Below are 16,500 nucleotides of genomic sequence, written 5' to 3'. Positions count from 1 at the left end.
ATCCGTCCGTATTGACGGGTACGCCGCGCAATGGGGAGTACTCCCCTCCGCACGGAAAAGACTACCCGAAAGACCAAGAGAAGGTAAAGGGCAGGGTAAAGAGCCGCCAAAAACCCAGGTCAAGGCCGCTTTCCATGGCGGGCGGCGGCCACCTGCGCGAGGACCTGCCGCAGGACCCCGCCGCCCGGCGGGAGGATCGGCGGCTCGTACGACCAGGCGTGGCCGACCCACGGGTCGGCGAGGTGGTCGTCCGGGACCGGGGTGAGCCGCAGCAGCGAGCGCCACAGCGGGTCGAGCAGCGGGCCGTACGCGGCGGCGTCCGCCCGGTCCGCGACCATCAGCAGATGGACGCCGACCGACGGGCCCTCGTCGGCGAGGTACCGGAGCCGGGTGACCGCCCGGTCGTCGAAGCCGTGCGGGAAGTCGTGCACGATCAGCAGCTGCCGGGCCGTGTCCAGACCGGGCGGCAGGGCGTCGGCGGCACCGCCGCGCACCGCCATCTGCAGCAGGTCGACCCGCTCGGTGAGCTGTTCGAGGACCGCGGAGACCCCGGACGCGCCCCGGGCCGGCGGGGCGGCCAGCACACCCGTCTCCACGAGCGGCGCGAGCGCGGTCGTGCCCGCGCCCGCGGCGTCGAGGACGTGGACGGTGAACTCGCCCGCCGGGTGCGCGGCGAGCAGCCGGGCGGCGTGCGCGACCGCGCTGTCCAGGGCGAGCCGCCGCAGCTCGATCTCGTCGAGCAGCGCGGCGGCCTCGGAGTGCCCCCTCCCGCTGTCCACCCAGATCCCCCGCTCCAGCGGCAGCCGGACGAGCATCGGGATCCGGAGGTCGGTGCGCTCGGGGAGGTGGAGGTCTCCGAGGCGGACGGCCATCGGCTCCTCGGCCGGGACGCGGTAGGCGTGCCAGACGGGGCTGTCCCAGCGGGCGTACGCGGGCGGCAGGGCCGGTTCGACGACCTCGGACTCGGCCGCGAGCTGCGCGAGGTCCCGGTCGAGGACCTCCTTGGCCCGCTCCACGAGCTCGTCGTGCCGGGCGCGGGCGGTCGCCCGGGCCGCGTCGTTCGCGCCGCCGACCCGGGAGCGGTAGTCGGAGAGCGACTGGTCGAGTTCCCGGTCGAGCCGGGACTCCGCGAAGTCGCAGGCGCTGCGGTAGGCGGCGGCGGTACGGGCCAGGTCCTCGAACATCCCCCAGACCTGGTTGTACAGGCGCTCGTCCATCGACCAGCCAGAGGCGTCCCCGGCGACCGGCGCCGGCGGCGCCTGCCGGGGCTCGGGGGCGGCGGCCCGGCGTCGGGGATGGGCGTAGCTGATCGGGCCGCCGGTGCCCGCGGCGGGGGTGGGCGTGGCGGGGGTGCCCGCGGCGGGGGTGGGCGTGCCCGTCGTGGGCACGGCCGGGGGCGTCGGCGGCAGCGGCGGGATCGGGGTCGGGACGGTGTCCGACACGGTCGGGGCCGTGTCCGGTGCGGTCAGGACGGTGTCCGACACGGTCGGAGCCGTGTCCGGCACGGTCGGGACGGTGTCCGACACGGTCGGAGCCGTGTCGGGTGCGGTCTGCGGTGCGGACCGGCCGACGCGCTCCACCTCGGGGAGGCGCGCCGCCTGGTCGCCGAGCGGACGGGCCGGCTCGGTGGCGGGCGGTTCCGGGGCGGCCGCCGCGAGGATGGACGCGGCCAGGTCGGCGGGGCGGTCCACGCCCTGGTCGCCGAGGAGGGCGGCGAGTCCGCCCTCGTACCCCTGGCCCATCGCGCGGACCTTCCAGGCTCCCTGGCGGCGGTAGAGCTCCAGGGCCACGACGGCCGACTCGCTGCCGAGTCCGGTGATCGTGTAGCTGGCGACGTCGGTGCCGTCCCGGCCGGCGACGGCGACGAAGGGGGCGGCGAGGGTTCCGAAGCGGACGCCGCCGGCGCCCGGCGGGAGGGCGAGGAGGACGGAGACGCGGTGGACGGCCTCGGGGACCGCCGTCAGGTCGACGGTGAGGCGGTGGTCGGCGGCGCACCGCCCGGGGACGTCGACGCCGGGCAGCGAGGGCGCGCCGGGGTGGGCGATCCACTCCGCGCCGGGGATCCGGCCGTGCTCGTCACCGAGGGTGGCTCCGGCGACGACGGGGTGCCCGGCCGACACCCGGATCTCCAGTCGGGTGTCGGGCAGGGGGTGGTTCTGCCCCCGGACCAGCTCGGCCGTCATCGACTCTGTCCCCTCGGTGTTTCCTGGTGCCCGAACGAGTTCATGCGGGACAGCTCCCGGCGGCCTGGTGCCTCCGGGAGCTGTGGGTGCGGTCAGCGCCGCGACTACAGGTGCGGCAGGATCGCCGGCATCAGGTCCTGGAAGGTGCGGCCGTTGGCCGGGTTGCCCAGGGCGGTCATCTGCCAGCCGGAGCCGACCCGGTGCACCTTCGCCATGATCTGCGCGGTGTAGTTGCCGCCGCCGTCCAGGGTGTAGCGCGCGAGCTCCTGCCCGTTCGTCTCGTCGACGATCCGGCAGAACGCGTTCTGCACCTCCTGGAACGTCTGGCCGGTGAAGGAGTTCACCGTGAAGACGATCTGGTCGATGTGGACCGGGACCCGCTCCAGGTCGACCAGGACCGCCTCGTCGTCACCGCCCTGGCCCGCGCCGCCGACGAGGTTGTCGCCGGTGTGCTTGACCGAGCCGTCGTCGCTGACCAGGTGGCGGAAGAAGACCACGTCGACCGGCTGCTTGTCGGCGAAGAGGACCGCCGAGGCGTCCAGGTCGATCTCGCGGGTGCGCGAGCCGAAGAGGCCGCGGCGCGGCGCGGCCTGCCAGCCGAGGCCCATCCGCACCTGGGTGAGGCTGCCCCCGCCCTTCTTCTCCAGGCTGATGGCCTGGCCCTTGGTCATGTTGACCGACACGCGTATGCCCCTCTCGTTGGCGTTCCCCGCGTTCGCTGTTCCGGTGCGTGCGGTTGTCGAGCACCCTACGCAGCGCCACCGACACCGCGGAGGTGCGGTCCGGTTTTGTGTCGGTCTTGCAACACACCGGACCGCGTCCGGTCAGGCGAGTCCCGCCTCCTTCATCTGGCGCAACTCCTTCTTCAGCTCTCCCACTTCGTCGCGGAGCCGGGCGGCCACCTCGAACTGCAGCTCGGCGGCCGCGGCCCGCATCCGGTCGGTCATCTCCTCGATGATCGCGGCCAGTTCGGTGGCGGGACGGTCTCCGAGCTCGACCGTCGAGCCCGACCCGCCGGCCTTGCCGCGACCCTTCGGGCCGTGTGCGGCGAGCGAGGGGACGGGGGCCTTGGCACCCTTGCCCTCCTTCGCCTGGCGGTAGCCGCTGCCGAGGAGCTCCTCGGTGTCGATCTCCTCGCGCGCGATGGTCGCGACGATGTCGTTGATCTTCTTGCGGAGCGGCTGCGGGTCGATGCCGTGCTCCGTGTTGTACGCGATCTGCTTCTCGCGGCGCCGGTTGGTCTCGTCGATGGCCTGCTCCATCGCCGGCGTGATCCGGTCGGCGTACATGTGGACCTGGCCCGAGACGTTTCGGGCGGCGCGGCCGATCGTCTGGATCAGGGAGGTGCCGGAGCGCAGGAAGCCCTGCTTGTCGGCGTCGAGGATGGCGACGAGGGACACCTCGGGAAGGTCGAGGCCCTCCCGGAGGAGGTTGATGCCGACGAGGACGTCGTACTCTCCGGCGCGCAGTTCGCGGAGCAGTTCGATGCGGCGCAGGGTGTCGACGTCGCTGTGCAGGTAGCGCACCTGGATGCCGAGCTCCAGGAAGTAGTCGGTGAGGTCCTCGGCCATCTTCTTGGTGAGGGTGGTGACGAGGACCCGCTCGTCCTTCTCGGTGCGCAGCCGGATCTCGTGGACCAGGTCGTCGATCTGGCCCTCGGTGGGCTTGACGACGACCTCGGGGTCGACGAGGCCGGTGGGGCGGATGATCTGCTCGACGAAGCCGTCGCCGCGGGACAGCTCGTACGTCCCCGGGGTCGCGGACAGGTAGACGGTCTGGCCGATCCGCTCCTGGAACTCCTCCCACTTCAGGGGGCGGTTGTCGAGGGCGGACGGGAGCCGGAAGCCGTGGTCGACGAGGGTCCGCTTGCGGGAGGCGTCGCCCTCGTACATGGCGCCGATCTGCGGCACCGTGACGTGCGACTCGTCGATGACGAGGAGGAAGTCCTCGGGGAAGTAGTCGATGAGGGTGTTGGGCGCGGAACCGGGCTCGCGGCCGTCGAAGTGCATCGAGTAGTTCTCGATGCCGGAGCAGGAGCCGATCTGCCGCATCATCTCGATGTCGTACGTGGTCCGCATGCGCAGGCGCTGGGACTCCAGGTGCTTGCCCTGCTTGTCGAGCTCGGCGAGGCGGACCTCCAGCTCGCGCTCGATGTCGTTGACCGCGCGCTCCATGCGCTCGGGGCCCGCGACGTAGTGGCTGGCGGGGAAGACGTACAGCTCGCGGTCCTCGCTGATGACCTCGCCGGTGAGCGGGTGGAGGGTGGAGAGGGCCTCGATCTCGTCGCCGAACATCTCGATGCGCACGGCGAGTTCCTCGTACACCGGGAAGATCTCGATGGTGTCGCCGCGGACGCGGAAGGTGCCGCGGGTGAACGCCAGGTCGTTGCGGGTGTACTGGATGTCGACGAAGCGGCGGAGCAGCTGGTCGCGGTCGAGCTCCTCGCCGACCTTGAGGGGGACCATGCGGTCCACGTACTCCTGGGGCGTGCCGAGGCCGTAGATGCAGGAGACGGAGGCGACCACGATGACGTCCCTGCGGGTGAGCAGGGAGTTCGTCGCGGAGTGGCGGAGCCGCTCCACCTCCTCGTTGATGGAGGAGTCCTTCTCGATGTACGTGTCCGACTGGGGGACGTACGCCTCGGGCTGGTAGTAGTCGTAGTACGAGACGAAGTACTCCACCGCGTTGTTCGGCAGGAGCTCGCGGAACTCGTTCGCCAGCTGGGCGGCCAGCGTCTTGTTCGGCGCCATCACGAGGGTGGGGCGCTGGAGCTTCTCGATCATCCAGGCGGTGGTCGCCGACTTGCCGGTGCCGGTCGCGCCGAGGAGCACGACGTCCTTCTCGCCCGCGCGGATGCGCCGCTCGAGGTCGGCGATGGCCGCGGGCTGGTCGCCGCTTGGCTGGTAGGAGCTGACGACCTCGAAGGGCGCCACCGAACGTTCGATCTTGGAAACGGGCCGCATGGAACCACCGTACGACCCGGCACCGACAGTCGGGCGGCGATCGGCTCACCGCCCCGTCGGCGGCCGTCCCGTCACCAGTCCTGGGAGCGGTGGCCGCCCCGGGGGACGCTCCTGCGGGCGGCGCGTCCGGAGGGGCGCGCGGACCAGTTGGCGGGCTCGCCGTAGGAGGGCACGTGGCGCGGGGCGGGCACTCCGGGACGGTTGACGCTCCGGGCGTCGGGCCGCTGCCAGTCCGGGTCGCCCATCACGAGCAGCGGGTCGAACATGACGACGACGGCGGCGAGGATCAGGAAGACCGCCGGGCCGATCAGCATCGGCAGGAGGAGCGAGGTCGCGGTGTCGCCGGTCACGCCGCGGGCCTCCGCTCCGTGCAGGTGGACGCTGACCGCGGCCATGGCGGTGTAGTGCATACCACTGACGGCGACGCCCATCACCAGGCTCGCACCGAGGCTGGCCAGAAACCCATGTACGGAAACGGCCGCCCAGAGGGCCGCGGTGGCGGCCACCACGGCGATGACCACGGAGAGCGCGACGGTGAGCGTGTCGTACTCGACGCGGCCCTGGAGGCGCATGCCGGCCATGCCGAGGTAGTGCATGGTGGCGACGCCGAGGCCGGTGATGGTGCCGCCGGTGACCAGGGTGAGGGCGGTGGCACCGCGGTAGCCGACGATGAAGATGCCGACGCCGACCACGAGGACGGCGACGCCCAGGCTGGCGAAGGTGATGGGACGGTCGTAGCTGACGGGCGCCTGCTGGACCGAGAAGCCCATCATGGCGATGAAGTGCATCGTCCATATGCCGGTGCCGATCGAGGTGGCGCCGAGGGCGAGCCAGCCCGCCTTGAAGCTGTCGCGGTGGCGGAGCGATCTGGTGGTGCACCTCAGCCCGAGGGCGCCGCCGAGGCACGCCATGAGAAAGGCGGCCACGGGCGTGACGAGCCCGTAGCTGAATCCGTCGACCGTGCCCTGCATGAGCGTGTGTCCTCCACCCCTGGTGCAACGTCGTCCGAAAACAGTCGGTACCGCTGGGTAGTACTACCGGCGAGATTATGGCGCGAAGGGACCCCGGCGACCATGTGACCGGGGAATTTCCGGTGGCGAGACCGGAGCGAGACCGGTCCGTGATCTTGGGCCGCCGCCGGTGGTCCGACCCGGCTGTCGGTGCCCGGTCGTACCGTGGGCGGCATGGACATCGAAACGGGGCCCGCGCGCGCGGCGAGGGCCGTCCCTGTGGAGTGGACGGTCATGGCGAGCGATATCGGGCCGCTCCTCCTCGCCGCGACCGGGCGGGGGCTGGTCCGGGTCGAGTTCCACGCCGACGCGGCGCGGCGGGAGCGGATGCTCGACCGGCTGGCCGGGCAGCTCGGCGCGGAGCCGGTGGAGCGCGCCGACGGGTTGCTCGCCGAGCCGGTGCGCCGGTTCGAGCGCTACTTCGCGGGCGAGCCCGGCGACATCGTCCTGCCCCTGGACTGGAGTCTGACGACCGGCTTCAACCGGCAGGTGCTGCGCGAGCTGGCCACCGGCGTCCCGTACGGCACGGTCGTCGGGTACGGGGAGCTGGCGAGGCGCGTGGGGCAGCCCGGCGCCGCGCAGGCGGTCGGGGCGGCGATGGGCGCCAATCCGCTGCCGCTGGTGGTGCCGTGCCACCGCGTGGTGGAGAGCGACGGCGGGCTCGGCGGCTTCGGGGGCGGCCTGGAGACCAAGCGGCAGCTGCTGGCCCTGGAGGGCGTCCTGCCCGCGCCCCTGTTCTGAACGGGCGCGTCCGCCGGGTCCGAGCGGTGCCTCCGCCGGGTCCGAGCGTGCTCCTCGTCCGGGACTCGGCGAGGTCTTCGTCCGGAACCTGGCGAGCGTCCTGTCCGGATCCGAACGGGCGCCCTGTCCGGTTCCCAGCCGGCCCGTCCTCGGGCCCTGGGCGGCCCGTGCTCCGGATGCCTTGGTGGCGTTCCCAACGGGTGGGACGGCTGGCACACTCACGTCAGTGACTCACACCTCCGATGCTCCTGACGCCACTCTGCCCGAGCACATACCCGTCGCCGAGGCCGACCTGCCGGCCCTGCGCCGCCGGATCCAGGCCGTGCTGATCGGCACCCAGATCCTCGGCGGCCTGGGCATCGCCACCGGCGTCGCGCTCGCCGCCGTGCTGGCCAGGGACGTCAGCGGCTCCGAGGCCCTGTCCGGCCTCGCGTCGACGGCCACCGTCGCCGGACCCGCCCTGCTCGCCATGCCGCTGGCCTCCCTGATGGCCGCGCGCGGGCGCCGGGCCGGGCTCGTCCTCGCGTACCTCATCGGAGCCGTCGGCGCCGGGGTCGCGGTGCTCGGGGCGGTCGTCGACAGCTTCCCGCTGCTGCTCGCCGGCCTCGTCGGCTTCGGGGCGGGGTCCTCGGCGAACCTGGCGGCCCGTTTCGCCGCCGCCGACCTGGCCGAACCGGACCGCAGGGCCCGGGCCATCTCCACCGTCGTGTGGGCGACGACCATCGGCGCGGTGCTCGGCCCGAACATCGCCGCGCCGGCCGGGAAGAGCGTCTCCGGCCTGGGCATCCCGGCCACGGCGGGCCCCTTCCTCTGGGCCGCCGGCGTCTTCGTCGTCGCCGCGGTCCTGGTGGCCCTGCTGCTGCGGCCCGACCCGCTCCTCACCGCCCGCGCGCTGAGCCCCGCCGACCCGGCGAAGGCCGCGGAAGGGCGTTCGCTGCGCGCCGGCATGCGCGCGGTACGGGAGTCGCCGAAGGCCCGCCTCGCCCTGGTCACCGTCGCCGCCTCGCACACCGCGATGGTGTCGATCATGTCGATGACCCCGGTGGCGCTCACCCACCACGGCGCCGACATCCGGCTGATCGGGCTGGTCATCAGCGGCCACATCGCGGGCATGTACGCCTTCTCGCCCGTGATGGGCTGGCTGTCGGACCGGCTCGGCCGGCTGTCGGTCATCGGACTCGCCGTCGGGCTCCTCGGTGCCGCGGCGCTCGTCGCCGGCACCTCGGGGTCGAGTCACGGCCAGACCGCCGCGGGCCTCTTCATCCTCGGCCTCGGCTGGTCGGCGGGGCTCGTGTCCGGCTCCGCGCTGCTCACCGACTCGGTGCCGCAGGACGCGCGGGCGGCCGTCCAGGGCCTGTCCGACACCATCATGAACGCCGCCGCCGGTCTGGGCGGGCTCGCGGCGGGCCTGATCGTCTCGCAGGCCGGCTACGGGCCGCTGAACGCCATCGCCGCGTGCCTGCTCCTGCCCATGGCCGCCCTCGCGGTCCTGTCCGCCGTCCGCAAGGCCTGACACCACCCGGACCGGCCGACACCCGCAGGCCGACCGACACCACCCGGACCGGCCGACACCCGCGGACCGGCCGAGCGCCGGCCGGTCAGGGCAGTCCGGCCGGCCGGCGCGGTCGAGGCCGGTCAGTGCGGGGCCGCCGGGGACGAGGCCCCCGGCGCCAGGCGGCGGGGCGTGCCCGTGCCGTCGGCCGGGACCGACCAGACCGCTCCCCCGTAGCCGTACGCGAGGGTGTCCCCGTCCGTCCAGAGGGCCTGGTCGTCGATGCCGCGCCGCTCTGCGACGGGGTGTTCGCGGCCGGAGCGCAAGTCGTACACGTACAGCCGCCACGGCTCGCGCGGGCCGTCCGAGACCCGCTTCTTGAAGGCGATCCGGGTGCCGTCCGGGGAGAGCGACGGGCATTCGGTGTTCTCCCGGAGCGCCCGCGCCGACCAGGACCGCATGTCGCCCTCGACGAGGTGGGTGCGGCCGCCGGTCGACACGGTGGCGTAGAAGCGGTTGTCGTCGGCGGCGAAGGTGACGCCCCAGTAGTTGACGTCCGGGGCGTAGTACCGGCGGCCGCCGAGGGTGAGCGGGATCTGCTCGATGTTCTTCACCAGGTAGCCGGTGCGCAGGTCGAGGATCGAGGTGCGGGTGGAGAAGGACGAGCGCGCGTAGGAGTCGCCGGTCGCGAACATCGTCCAGGACAGCATCCGGCCGGAGGCGGAGACCCGGGCCCGGCTGGGGATGCCCGGCAGGGCGATGCGGCGCAGTTCGCGCAGGCGCCGGTCGAGGACGAGGACGTACGAGCGGGCCGGGACGCCGGGCCTCTTCCGGAGGCACACGACGGTGGGGCCGGCCGCGTGGAAGCGGTCGCAGGAGGGGCCGCCGACCACTCGTCCGCCGGGTGCGGACGGGTCCACGCGCGCGATGCGCCCGCTTGCGGTGTCCCGGGCGTAGAGCGCCGCCGCGCCGTCGAGGGTGAAGCCGGTGTCGGGGGTGCCGGCGGCCGCGGCCTGCCGCCCCGAGGCCGCGCGCAGGGTGTAGGCCGTGGCCCCGCCGCCGAGCAGGAGGAGGGCGAGGACGAGGATGCCCACGCGCGCGCGTGCGGAGAGGCGGGCGCCGGTCGGTGCGTTCATGGGTCAGTCCTCTCGGAGGGCCGTGGCGGCGGCGGGGGCCGCCGGGGTCCTGGGCAGCAGGCGGGCGGCGCAGCACAGGGCCGCCGCGAGGGCGGCGAGCGCGGCCGCGAGGGCGGTCTCGGGGCCGCTCGCCGTCCAGACGGCGCCGAAGGCGACGGCGGCGACGAACCGGGCGAGCGCCTGGACGGTCTGGACGAGCGCGAGCCCGCCGGCCTGCCGCCCCTCGGCGAGGAAGGGGCCGGCCAGGGCCATCAGGACGCCGTCGGTGGCGGCGTAGAAGATCCCGAGCAGCAGGAGGACGCCGACGAGGGCCGCGCCGCCGGGCACGGGGGCCAGGAGCAGCCCGTAGGCGAGGAGCAGCGCGCCGTGGCCGTACAGGAGCGGCCGGCGCCGCCCGGTGCGATCGGCGAGGCGTCCGGCAGGGACGGCGAGCAGCAGGTAGACGGCGGCCGCGCCGAGCGGCAGGAAGGGGAACCAGGTCGCGTCGAGGTCCAGCCGCTGCTGGAGCAGCAGGTAGAGGAAGGCGTCGCCGACGGTGGCGGCCCCGAGGAGGCCGGCGCAGAGCACGATCCGCCGGTACGCGGGTGAGCGCGTCGCGGCGAGGAGCCCGCCACGCGCGCGGGGAGGGGCCGGGCGCCGTGCCGCCTCGTCGGCCGGCTCGCGGGCAGGTGGCGGGACCGGCGCGCGGGCCGCTGGCGGGGCCACCGGTCCGCTCCCCCGTCGCCCCGGGACCAGGAGCAGCCAGAGCAGGACGCCGAACGCGCCGACGCTGAAGCTGACGGCGAAGACGGTCTCGTACGCGTCGGCCGTCGCCGTGAGGAGGGCGAACGCGGCGAGGGGGCCGAGGAGCGCGCCGGTGGTGTCCATGGCACGGTGCGTGCCGAACGCGCGGCCCAGGTCCTCCGGTGGGCTGTGCAGGGTGATGAGCGCGTCGCGCGGGGCGGTGCGGACGCCCTTGCCGAGCCGGTCGGCGGCGAGCGAGGTGGCGATCCAGCCGGTCGCGCCGCCCGCGAGGAGGAGGCCGAGGCGGGAGCAGGCGGAGAGGGCGTAGCCGAGTCCGGCGATCAGTTTGTGGCGGCCGCCGCGGTCGGCGGTGGCGCCGCCGAGGAGGCGTACGAGGGCGGTGGCGCCGGTGGACAGGCCGTCGAGCAGCCCGAACTGGAGGGGGGACAGGCCGAGTCCGAGGACCAGGTAGAGCGGCAGGACGGCGGTCACCATCTCGGAGGAGACGTCGGTGACGAGGCTGACCGCGCCGAGGGCGAGGACGGTGCCCGGGACGCGCCGCCGGACCCCCGAGGGGGTGGGCGGCGCGTCGCGGCGACCGGTGGTCGCGAGGTACATCAGTGGCAGGTGTAGGTCGGGCCGGAGTCCTTGACCTGGTCGTCGGTGCCGACGTACTGCCAGGTGTAGGTGGTGTCGGTGAGGTCCAGCTTCAGGACGCCGTACGGACCGCTGATCCGCTTCTGGCTGTTGGGCTGGACGGTCTCGATGTCGTAGGGCTCGGCGCCGCCCATGCCGCCGACGATCTCGACGATGCCGTCGGCGGTGGCCCGCCCGTTGGGGTCCTGCGGGGCGAAGCGCTCGTAGTGGTGGTCGTGTCCGTTGAGGACGAGGTCGGCCTTGGCGCCGTACAGGATCTGCCAGACGGGCTTGGAGACCGGGTCGTTGCCGTGGCCGCCGGAGGAGTACAGCGGGTGGTGGAAGTAGGCGGCGATGCAGCCCTTGGTGTTCCGCGCGAGGTCGTCCTTGAGCCACTGGATCTGCGCGGCGTCGTCGAAGGAGTTGGAGTCGAGGGCGACGAAGTGCCAGTTGCCCTGGTCGTAGCTGTAGTAGGGCTTGCCCTGCGGGTAGGCGACGGCGCCGAAGTACGACTTGTAGCCGGCGAGCGGGCCGGCCGGGTCGTAGGTCTCGTGGTTGCCGGGGACGGGCCGGGTCTTGGCCTTGAAGGCGCCCCAGGACTTGTCGTAGTAGGCGCGGAAGTCGGAGAGGAGGGCGTCGTCGTACTGGTTGTCGCCCATCGTCAGGTAGAAGGACGGCGCGATCCGCTGGGCCAGCGCCGCGGTCTTGGGGTGGGCGCAGGAGCTGCTGGAGGCCGTGCACTGGGCGGCGATGTCGCCGGCCGCGACGACGGTGAAGGCGCCGCCGGGCGGGGGCGTGGTGGACGTGGTGCCGTAGACCTCGACCGTGTAGAGCGAGTAGCCGTACGAGGTGCCGCGGGCGGTCCCGTAGACGCGCAGGTAGCGGCCGGTGCCGGTGAGGCCGGTCCAGTCGTCGGTGCCGCCGTTGCCGGCGGTCTCGGTGGCGAGGCGGGTCCACGTGGTGCCGTCGGCGGATATCTCGACGCGGTAGGCCTTGGCGTAGGCGACCTCCCAGACGAGCTTGACGCGGGAGACGGTCGAGGAGGGGCCGAGGTCGACCTTGATCCACTGCGGGTCGACGCCCTCGGTGCTGGCCCAGCGGGTGGTGGAGACGCCGTCGAAGGCCTTCTCCGGGCCGAAGGTGGAGTCCTCGACGGAGGAGGAGGTGGCGGGCCGTCCCTGGGAGATCAGGGAGTCGGCCGCGGCTCCGGCGCGGTCCGGGAGGGCGAGCAGGAGCCCGCCGACGAGGAGCAGGACGGCGGTGAGGACGAAGGGGAGGCGGGTGGTGGGGCGGTGGGGTGGGGCGGAGGCGTACAGGCGCATACCTGGGCTCCCTGGCCTGAGGGGGTGGCGAGAGCTGGACACCGGTGCGGCGCACCACGGCCCGCCGCGCGGGCCGGTGCCCGCGCCGCGGGGGTGCGGGCGCGGGCGACCGGCCGGTGGCGATTCGGGCGCCACGCGGTGGGGTGGTGCTCGGCGGCCGGGTCAGAGCTCTCGCTGAGCGCGTCACGCCCGGGGATCGGGCGCCGCGCCAAGCCGCCGCCGGGGATGCTAGCGGATAGGAAGGTTTCCTACCAGACTCTCGAACTCCCCCGCGGCCCCCGGGACTTCAGAGGCTGATGTGGTAAGCCTTGCGGAGGGTCTCGTGCACGGTCCAGGTCGTCCGGTCGCCCTCGCGGAACACGCAGGCGTCGCCGGGCCCGATCTCCAGCGTCTCGCCGTCCTCGACGGCGACCGTCGCGCGGCCGGAGACCACCACGAAGAGCTCGTTGGCCTCGGTGTCGGTCACGACGCCGGGGGTGATCTGCCAGATGCCGCGCAGCTGCTTGCCGTCGGCCGACTCCCACAGTACCTTGCCGGTCACCTCGGGCGTGCCGGAGACGATCTGGCCGGGGTCCAGCGGCTCCGCTTCGAGCTCGGCGTCGGGGATGTGCACGGCGAAGGAAGGCAGGTCGTGTGTCGTCATGGGCGGTGACTGTAGCGGGGGTCCGGGACCGCCCCACGCCCGGGACCTGCTGGAATTACACGCTCCGCTTCGCCTCCCACCAGGCCCGATGCCCGAATCCGGAACCGGCGACGAAATCCGTACCGGCCCTCCGGCGCGGCGCCCGGCGGGCGCGGCGGGCTCCCCGGCGATCACCCGGGCCGCCCCGTGACGGATTCCGCAGGCACCGTCCGGGCCGTGGCGAGAGGTCGCCCACGAGGTTTGCGGGGCCCGCGGGCGCGCCAAGGAATGGGACATGTCCACACAGGTGTCCGAAGAGGTACGGGAAGCGCTCCACGAGGGCCGCCCCGTCGTCGCGCTCGAATCGACGATCATCGCCCACGGCCTGCCGCGCCCGCGCAACCTCGCCGTGGCGGTGGAGCTGGAGGAGCTCGTACGCGCCGGGGGCGCCGTCCCCGCCACCATCGCGGTCGTCGACGGCACGGCCAGAGTGGGCCTGGACCGCGCGGCCCTGACCCGGATCGCCGAGGACCCGGCCGTACGGAAGCTGGGGCACCGCGACCTGGCCCCGGCCCTGGCGGCCGGCGTCACGGGAGCGACGACGGTCTCGGCGACCGCCTGGCTCGCCCACGCCGCCGGGATACGGGTGTTCGCCACCGGCGGCCTCGGCGGCGTGCACCGGGAGTGGAGCGAGACCCAGGACGAGTCCGCCGACCTGCGGCTGCTCGCCCGGGTCGGGATCACCGTCGTGTGCGCCGGGGTCAAGTCGATCCTCGACGTGCCCGCGACGCTCCAGCGCCTGGAGACGCTGGGGGTGACGGTCGTCGGCTACGGCACGGACCGCTTCCCCGGCTTCTACCTCTCCTCCTCCGGCGAGCCCGTCGACTGGACCCTGCGGACCCCGGAGGAGGTGGCGGCGGTCCTCCGGTCCCAGGACGCGCTCGGCGGACCCGCGGCGGCCCTCGTCGTGGCCAACCCGGTCCCGGTCACCGAGCAACTGGACCCCGCGCTCCACGACCGGGTGCTGGCGGACGGCCTCGAAGCGGCGAAGGAGAAGGGGATCACGGGCCAGGCGGTGACGCCCTTCCTGCTCGAGTACCTCACGGTCCACACGGAAGGGGCCTCCCTGGAGGCGAACCTCGCGGCGGTCCGGGGCAACGTGCGGCTCGCGGCGGACATCGCGGGAGCGTACGGCGCGGGGACGCGCGGCCCGGCCACCCGGTGACGCCCCCTTCCGGAGGCGCGCTCCTCGTCGTCGGGGACGTGGTCACGGACGTCGTCGCCCGGCACCGGACGCCCCTCGCGCCCGCGACGGACACGGCAGCGGAGATCCGGACCCTCCCGGGCGGCGCCGGCGCCAACGCGGCCTGCTGGGCGGCGCGTTCCGGCCACCGGGAGGTGCGGCTGCTCGGCCGGGTGGGCACGGACGCGGCCGACTGGCACGACCGGGCGCTGCGGCGGGCGGGGGTCCGCCCCCTCCTGGTCCCCGACGCGGAGACCGCCACGGCCACGGTGATCTCGCTCGTCGACGCGACCGCGGAGCGCACCTTCCTGACCGACAGCGGCGCCGCGCTCCGCCTCTCCCCCGCCGACTGGACCGCCGGGCTGCTCGACGGGGTGGCCCGACTGCACCTCTCCGGTTACCTGTTCTTCGCCGCCCCGAGCCGCGAGACGGCCCTGCGCGCGCTGCGGGACGCGCGTGGGGCGGGCATCCCGGTGAGCGTCGATCCCGCCTCGGCGGGGTTCCTCCACCGGCTCGGCGCGGACCGGTTCCTGGCCGCGGCGGAGGACGCCGGGGTCCTGCTGCCCAACGCCGACGAGGCCGGGGTACTCACCGGGTGCGCCGAACCCGATTCCGCCGCCGCGGAGTTGAGCCGGCGCTTCCCCCTGGTCGTGGTCACCCTGGGCGCCGCCGGCGCCCTGGTCGCCGAGGGCGGCGCGGTCACGGCACACGTGGCGGCGCCCCTGGTGCCGCCGGCGCGCCGCGTCGACTCGACGGGCGCGGGCGACGCCTTCACCGGGGCCTTCCTCGCGGCCCTGCTCTCCGGCGCGGACCCCGCACGAGCCGCCGAGGCGGGCTGCCGCGCGGGCGCGGAGGCTGTCACCCTCGTGGGCGGCAGACCTCCGGACCCCCAAGGTCCGTAGGACCCGTAGAGCCCGTAGGGGGGCGGCCGGTCACCCCTGCCCCCGGCCACCGCCGAGACCTGTCCAGGCCGGGTGGCGGGGGTCGTCGGCGCGCACGACCGCGTCGGCGGCACTCGCGGGGTCGACCTCGGCCTCGTAACGGGCGAAGGCGGGAAGGGTCCACTGCTCCTCGGTGCGCCGGGCAAGGGCGGCGGGCGACAGCCGGAGGTGCACGGCGAGGTCGAAGGGGAACCAGTGGCCGAGGAGGAACGGCCCGTGCACCACGAGCACACCGCCGGGCGGCAGCGTGACGTAGGGGCTGCGGGTCGCCCGGTCCCTGACCGGGTCCCACAGGTCCGGCAGCACCCGGCCGGTGCCGTCCGGTCCCAGCGGGCCGAAGACCTCCCGCCACAGGGCCCCGGTGTCGACCCAGCCGTCGAAGTACGCGTCGGGGTCCCGCTTCCCGTACTCGTACCGGAGGGAAGCGGGCCGCAGGAAGCCCCCGGTCCCCACCACGTGGACGGAGCGCCCGCGTGCCCGCAGCGCCTCGGCGAGCAGGCCCGCCAGCTCGCCGCCGGGCGCGGCGGGCGGCCCGTCGATGCCGACCTTGAGCCACTCGCCGCCGTCTCCGGGGGTGGCCCGGTCGACGTGCCCGGCGAGGGTCTCGGCCAGCCGGTCCCAGGTGATCGCCTCGTATCGCATCCCGCTCATCCTGCCCGTCGTCCGCACGTCACCGCTTGACCTTGCCACTGGCGTCACTGTTCGACCCTCGCAGGCATGGACACCACCACACCCACCAGGGTCGTCGTCGTCACGGGCGCGGGCACCGGCATCGGCCGGGCCACCGCGCGGGCCTTCGCCGGGCAGGGGGCGACGGTCGTCGCCGTCGGACGCCGGGAGGAACCGCTGAAGGAGGCCGCCGCGGGACACGCGGGGATCCACCCGCTCGTCGCCGACGTCACGGCCGAGGGGGCCGCCGAGGAGATCGTGCGGGCCGCCCTCGCCTCCCACGGCCGCCTCGACGTCCTCGTCAACAACGCCGGAGTCTCCGCCGGCGGCCCGCTCGGCACCCTCGACCGCGCCGTGACGACCCCGCTCCTGGAGACGAACCTCGTCGCCCCCGCGCTGCTCACCCAGGCCGCCGTTCCGGCGCTCCGGGAGTCCCGGGGCGTGGTGGTGAACGTGACGACGGCGATCGGCCGGCGCGGCTGGCCCGCCAACTCCTTCTACCCGGCGACCAAGAGCGCCCTGGAGACCCTGACCCGCTGCTGGGCGGTGGAGCTGGCGCCGGACGGCGTCCGGGTGGTGGCCGTCGCCCCCGGCGCGATCGAGACCCCGATCGCGGACCACATGGGGCTCTCGCCCGAGCGGCGGGCGGCCCTGCGGGCGTGGCAGCTCGCGCACACCCCGATGGGCCGGATCGGCGGCCCCGAGGAGGTCGCCTGGGCGATCACCGCGCTCGCCGCGCCCGGCGCCGCCTTCGTGACCGGCACCGTCCTGCCCGTCGACGGGGGCGCGCTGGTCGCGTGATACGACTGCGCGAGGAGG

At 74.3% G+C, this 16,500-nt stretch carries 14 protein-coding genes; 5 read left to right on the top strand and 9 right to left on the bottom strand.

The genetic code is table 11. The annotated features are described in order from the left end of the window. Nucleotides 1-119: 119 nt before the first annotated feature. The 4 genes from ACIQFX_RS14345 to ACIQFX_RS14330 form a co-directional block, all read right to left on the bottom strand. Complete coding sequence (locus ACIQFX_RS14345) at nt 120-2,183, bottom strand: TerD family protein (protein WP_402462410.1); 2,064 nt, start codon at nt 2,181-2,183, stop codon at nt 120-122. Nucleotides 2,184-2,287: 104 nt separating this feature from the next. Next, entirely contained in the window at nt 2,288-2,866 is a 579-nt protein-coding gene (locus tag ACIQFX_RS14340; protein ID WP_073806640.1) for a TerD family protein, read from the bottom strand. Between the two features lie 141 nt (nt 2,867-3,007). Next, a complete protein-coding gene (gene uvrB / locus ACIQFX_RS14335; RefSeq protein WP_402462407.1) occupies nt 3,008-5,146 on the bottom strand; it encodes an excinuclease ABC subunit UvrB in 2,139 nt (712 codons plus the stop codon). Nucleotides 5,147-5,217: 71 nt separating this feature from the next. Beyond that, nucleotides 5,218-6,117, bottom strand: a complete 900-nt coding sequence (locus ACIQFX_RS14330) for an MHYT domain-containing protein (protein WP_402462404.1) — start codon at nt 6,115-6,117, stop codon at nt 5,218-5,220. Between the two features lie 213 nt (nt 6,118-6,330). Between ACIQFX_RS14330 and ACIQFX_RS14325 the strand changes: the two genes are divergently transcribed. Beyond that, nucleotides 6,331-6,897, top strand: a complete 567-nt coding sequence (locus tag ACIQFX_RS14325) for a methylated-DNA--[protein]-cysteine S-methyltransferase (RefSeq protein ID WP_402462401.1) — start codon at nt 6,331-6,333, stop codon at nt 6,895-6,897. Nucleotides 6,898-7,123: 226 nt separating this feature from the next. Further along, nucleotides 7,124-8,410 carry an MFS transporter gene (locus ACIQFX_RS14320; protein WP_402462398.1) on the top strand — a complete coding sequence of 429 codons (1,287 nt, stop codon included), beginning with the start codon at nt 7,124-7,126 and terminating at the stop codon, nt 8,408-8,410. 122 nt (nt 8,411-8,532) lie between these two features. On the opposite strand, the gene ACIQFX_RS14315 is transcribed toward ACIQFX_RS14320, so the two are convergent. The 4 genes from ACIQFX_RS14315 to ACIQFX_RS14300 form a co-directional block, all read right to left on the bottom strand. After that, nucleotides 8,533-9,525, bottom strand: coding sequence for a TolB family protein (locus tag ACIQFX_RS14315; RefSeq protein ID WP_402462395.1), 993 nt, complete (start codon nt 9,523-9,525; stop codon nt 8,533-8,535). Nucleotides 9,526-9,528: 3 nt separating this feature from the next. Further along, nucleotides 9,529-10,866: an MFS transporter gene (locus ACIQFX_RS14310; RefSeq protein ID WP_402462392.1), complete on the bottom strand. Its 1,338-nt coding sequence runs from the start codon at nt 10,864-10,866 to the stop codon at nt 9,529-9,531. Further along, nucleotides 10,866-12,206, bottom strand: a complete 1,341-nt coding sequence (locus ACIQFX_RS14305) for a discoidin domain-containing protein (RefSeq protein WP_402462389.1) — start codon at nt 12,204-12,206, stop codon at nt 10,866-10,868. Before ACIQFX_RS14305 ends, ACIQFX_RS14310 begins: the two co-directional genes overlap by 1 nt. A gap of 286 nt (nt 12,207-12,492) precedes the next feature. Continuing rightward, nucleotides 12,493-12,849: a cupin domain-containing protein gene (locus ACIQFX_RS14300; RefSeq protein WP_402462386.1), complete on the bottom strand. Its 357-nt coding sequence runs from the start codon at nt 12,847-12,849 to the stop codon at nt 12,493-12,495. Between the two features lie 274 nt (nt 12,850-13,123). Between ACIQFX_RS14300 and ACIQFX_RS14295 the strand changes: the two genes are divergently transcribed. Further along, nucleotides 13,124-14,053, top strand: coding sequence for a pseudouridine-5'-phosphate glycosidase (locus tag ACIQFX_RS14295; protein WP_402462383.1), 930 nt, complete (start codon nt 13,124-13,126; stop codon nt 14,051-14,053). Then, nucleotides 14,050-14,973, top strand: coding sequence for a carbohydrate kinase family protein (locus tag ACIQFX_RS14290; RefSeq protein WP_402462380.1), 924 nt, complete (start codon nt 14,050-14,052; stop codon nt 14,971-14,973). The genes ACIQFX_RS14295 and ACIQFX_RS14290 overlap by 4 nt, the downstream gene beginning before the upstream one ends. Before the next feature lie 30 nt (nt 14,974-15,003). Here the strand turns inward: ACIQFX_RS14290 and ACIQFX_RS14285 are convergent, their stop codons facing one another. Next, entirely contained in the window at nt 15,004-15,654 is a 651-nt protein-coding gene (locus ACIQFX_RS14285) for a uridine kinase (protein WP_402462854.1), read from the bottom strand. A gap of 75 nt (nt 15,655-15,729) precedes the next feature. Here ACIQFX_RS14285 and ACIQFX_RS14280 point away from each other — a divergent pair, with 75 nt between their 5' ends. Then, nucleotides 15,730-16,482, top strand: coding sequence for an SDR family NAD(P)-dependent oxidoreductase (locus tag ACIQFX_RS14280; RefSeq protein ID WP_402462377.1), 753 nt, complete (start codon nt 15,730-15,732; stop codon nt 16,480-16,482). Nucleotides 16,483-16,500 lie beyond the last annotated feature (18 nt).

The sequence above is a fragment of the Streptomyces sp. NPDC093089 genome (assembly GCF_044754405.1).
Lineage (GTDB): Bacteria > Actinomycetota > Actinomycetes > Streptomycetales > Streptomycetaceae > Streptomyces.
The sequence above is the reverse complement of the archived record's forward strand: the minus strand, read 5'-3'. Positions and strand labels throughout refer to the sequence as shown.

What these genes read in the sequence shown, in the direction of transcription:
- ACIQFX_RS14310 (WP_402462392.1), bottom strand. Translation starts at nt 10,866, where the DNA reads ATGTACCTCGCGACCACCGGTCGCCGCGACGCGCCGCCCACCCCCTCG.
- ACIQFX_RS14295 (WP_402462383.1), top strand. Translation starts at nt 13,124, where the DNA reads ATGTCCACACAGGTGTCCGAAGAGGTACGGGAAGCGCTCCACGAGGGC.
- ACIQFX_RS14325 (WP_402462401.1), top strand. Translation starts at nt 6,331, where the DNA reads ATGGACATCGAAACGGGGCCCGCGCGCGCGGCGAGGGCCGTCCCTGTG.
- ACIQFX_RS14345 (WP_402462410.1), bottom strand. Translation starts at nt 2,183, where the DNA reads ATGACGGCCGAGCTGGTCCGGGGGCAGAACCACCCCCTGCCCGACACC.
- ACIQFX_RS14285 (WP_402462854.1), bottom strand. Translation starts at nt 15,654, where the DNA reads ATGCGATACGAGGCGATCACCTGGGACCGGCTGGCCGAGACCCTCGCC.
- ACIQFX_RS14280 (WP_402462377.1), top strand. Translation starts at nt 15,730, where the DNA reads ATGGACACCACCACACCCACCAGGGTCGTCGTCGTCACGGGCGCGGGC.
- ACIQFX_RS14305 (WP_402462389.1), bottom strand. Translation starts at nt 12,206, where the DNA reads ATGCGCCTGTACGCCTCCGCCCCACCCCACCGCCCCACCACCCGCCTC.
- ACIQFX_RS14315 (WP_402462395.1), bottom strand. Translation starts at nt 9,525, where the DNA reads ATGAACGCACCGACCGGCGCCCGCCTCTCCGCACGCGCGCGCGTGGGC.
- ACIQFX_RS14330 (WP_402462404.1), bottom strand. Translation starts at nt 6,117, where the DNA reads ATGCAGGGCACGGTCGACGGATTCAGCTACGGGCTCGTCACGCCCGTG.
- uvrB (WP_402462407.1), bottom strand. Translation starts at nt 5,146, where the DNA reads ATGCGGCCCGTTTCCAAGATCGAACGTTCGGTGGCGCCCTTCGAGGTC.
- ACIQFX_RS14300 (WP_402462386.1), bottom strand. Translation starts at nt 12,849, where the DNA reads ATGACGACACACGACCTGCCTTCCTTCGCCGTGCACATCCCCGACGCC.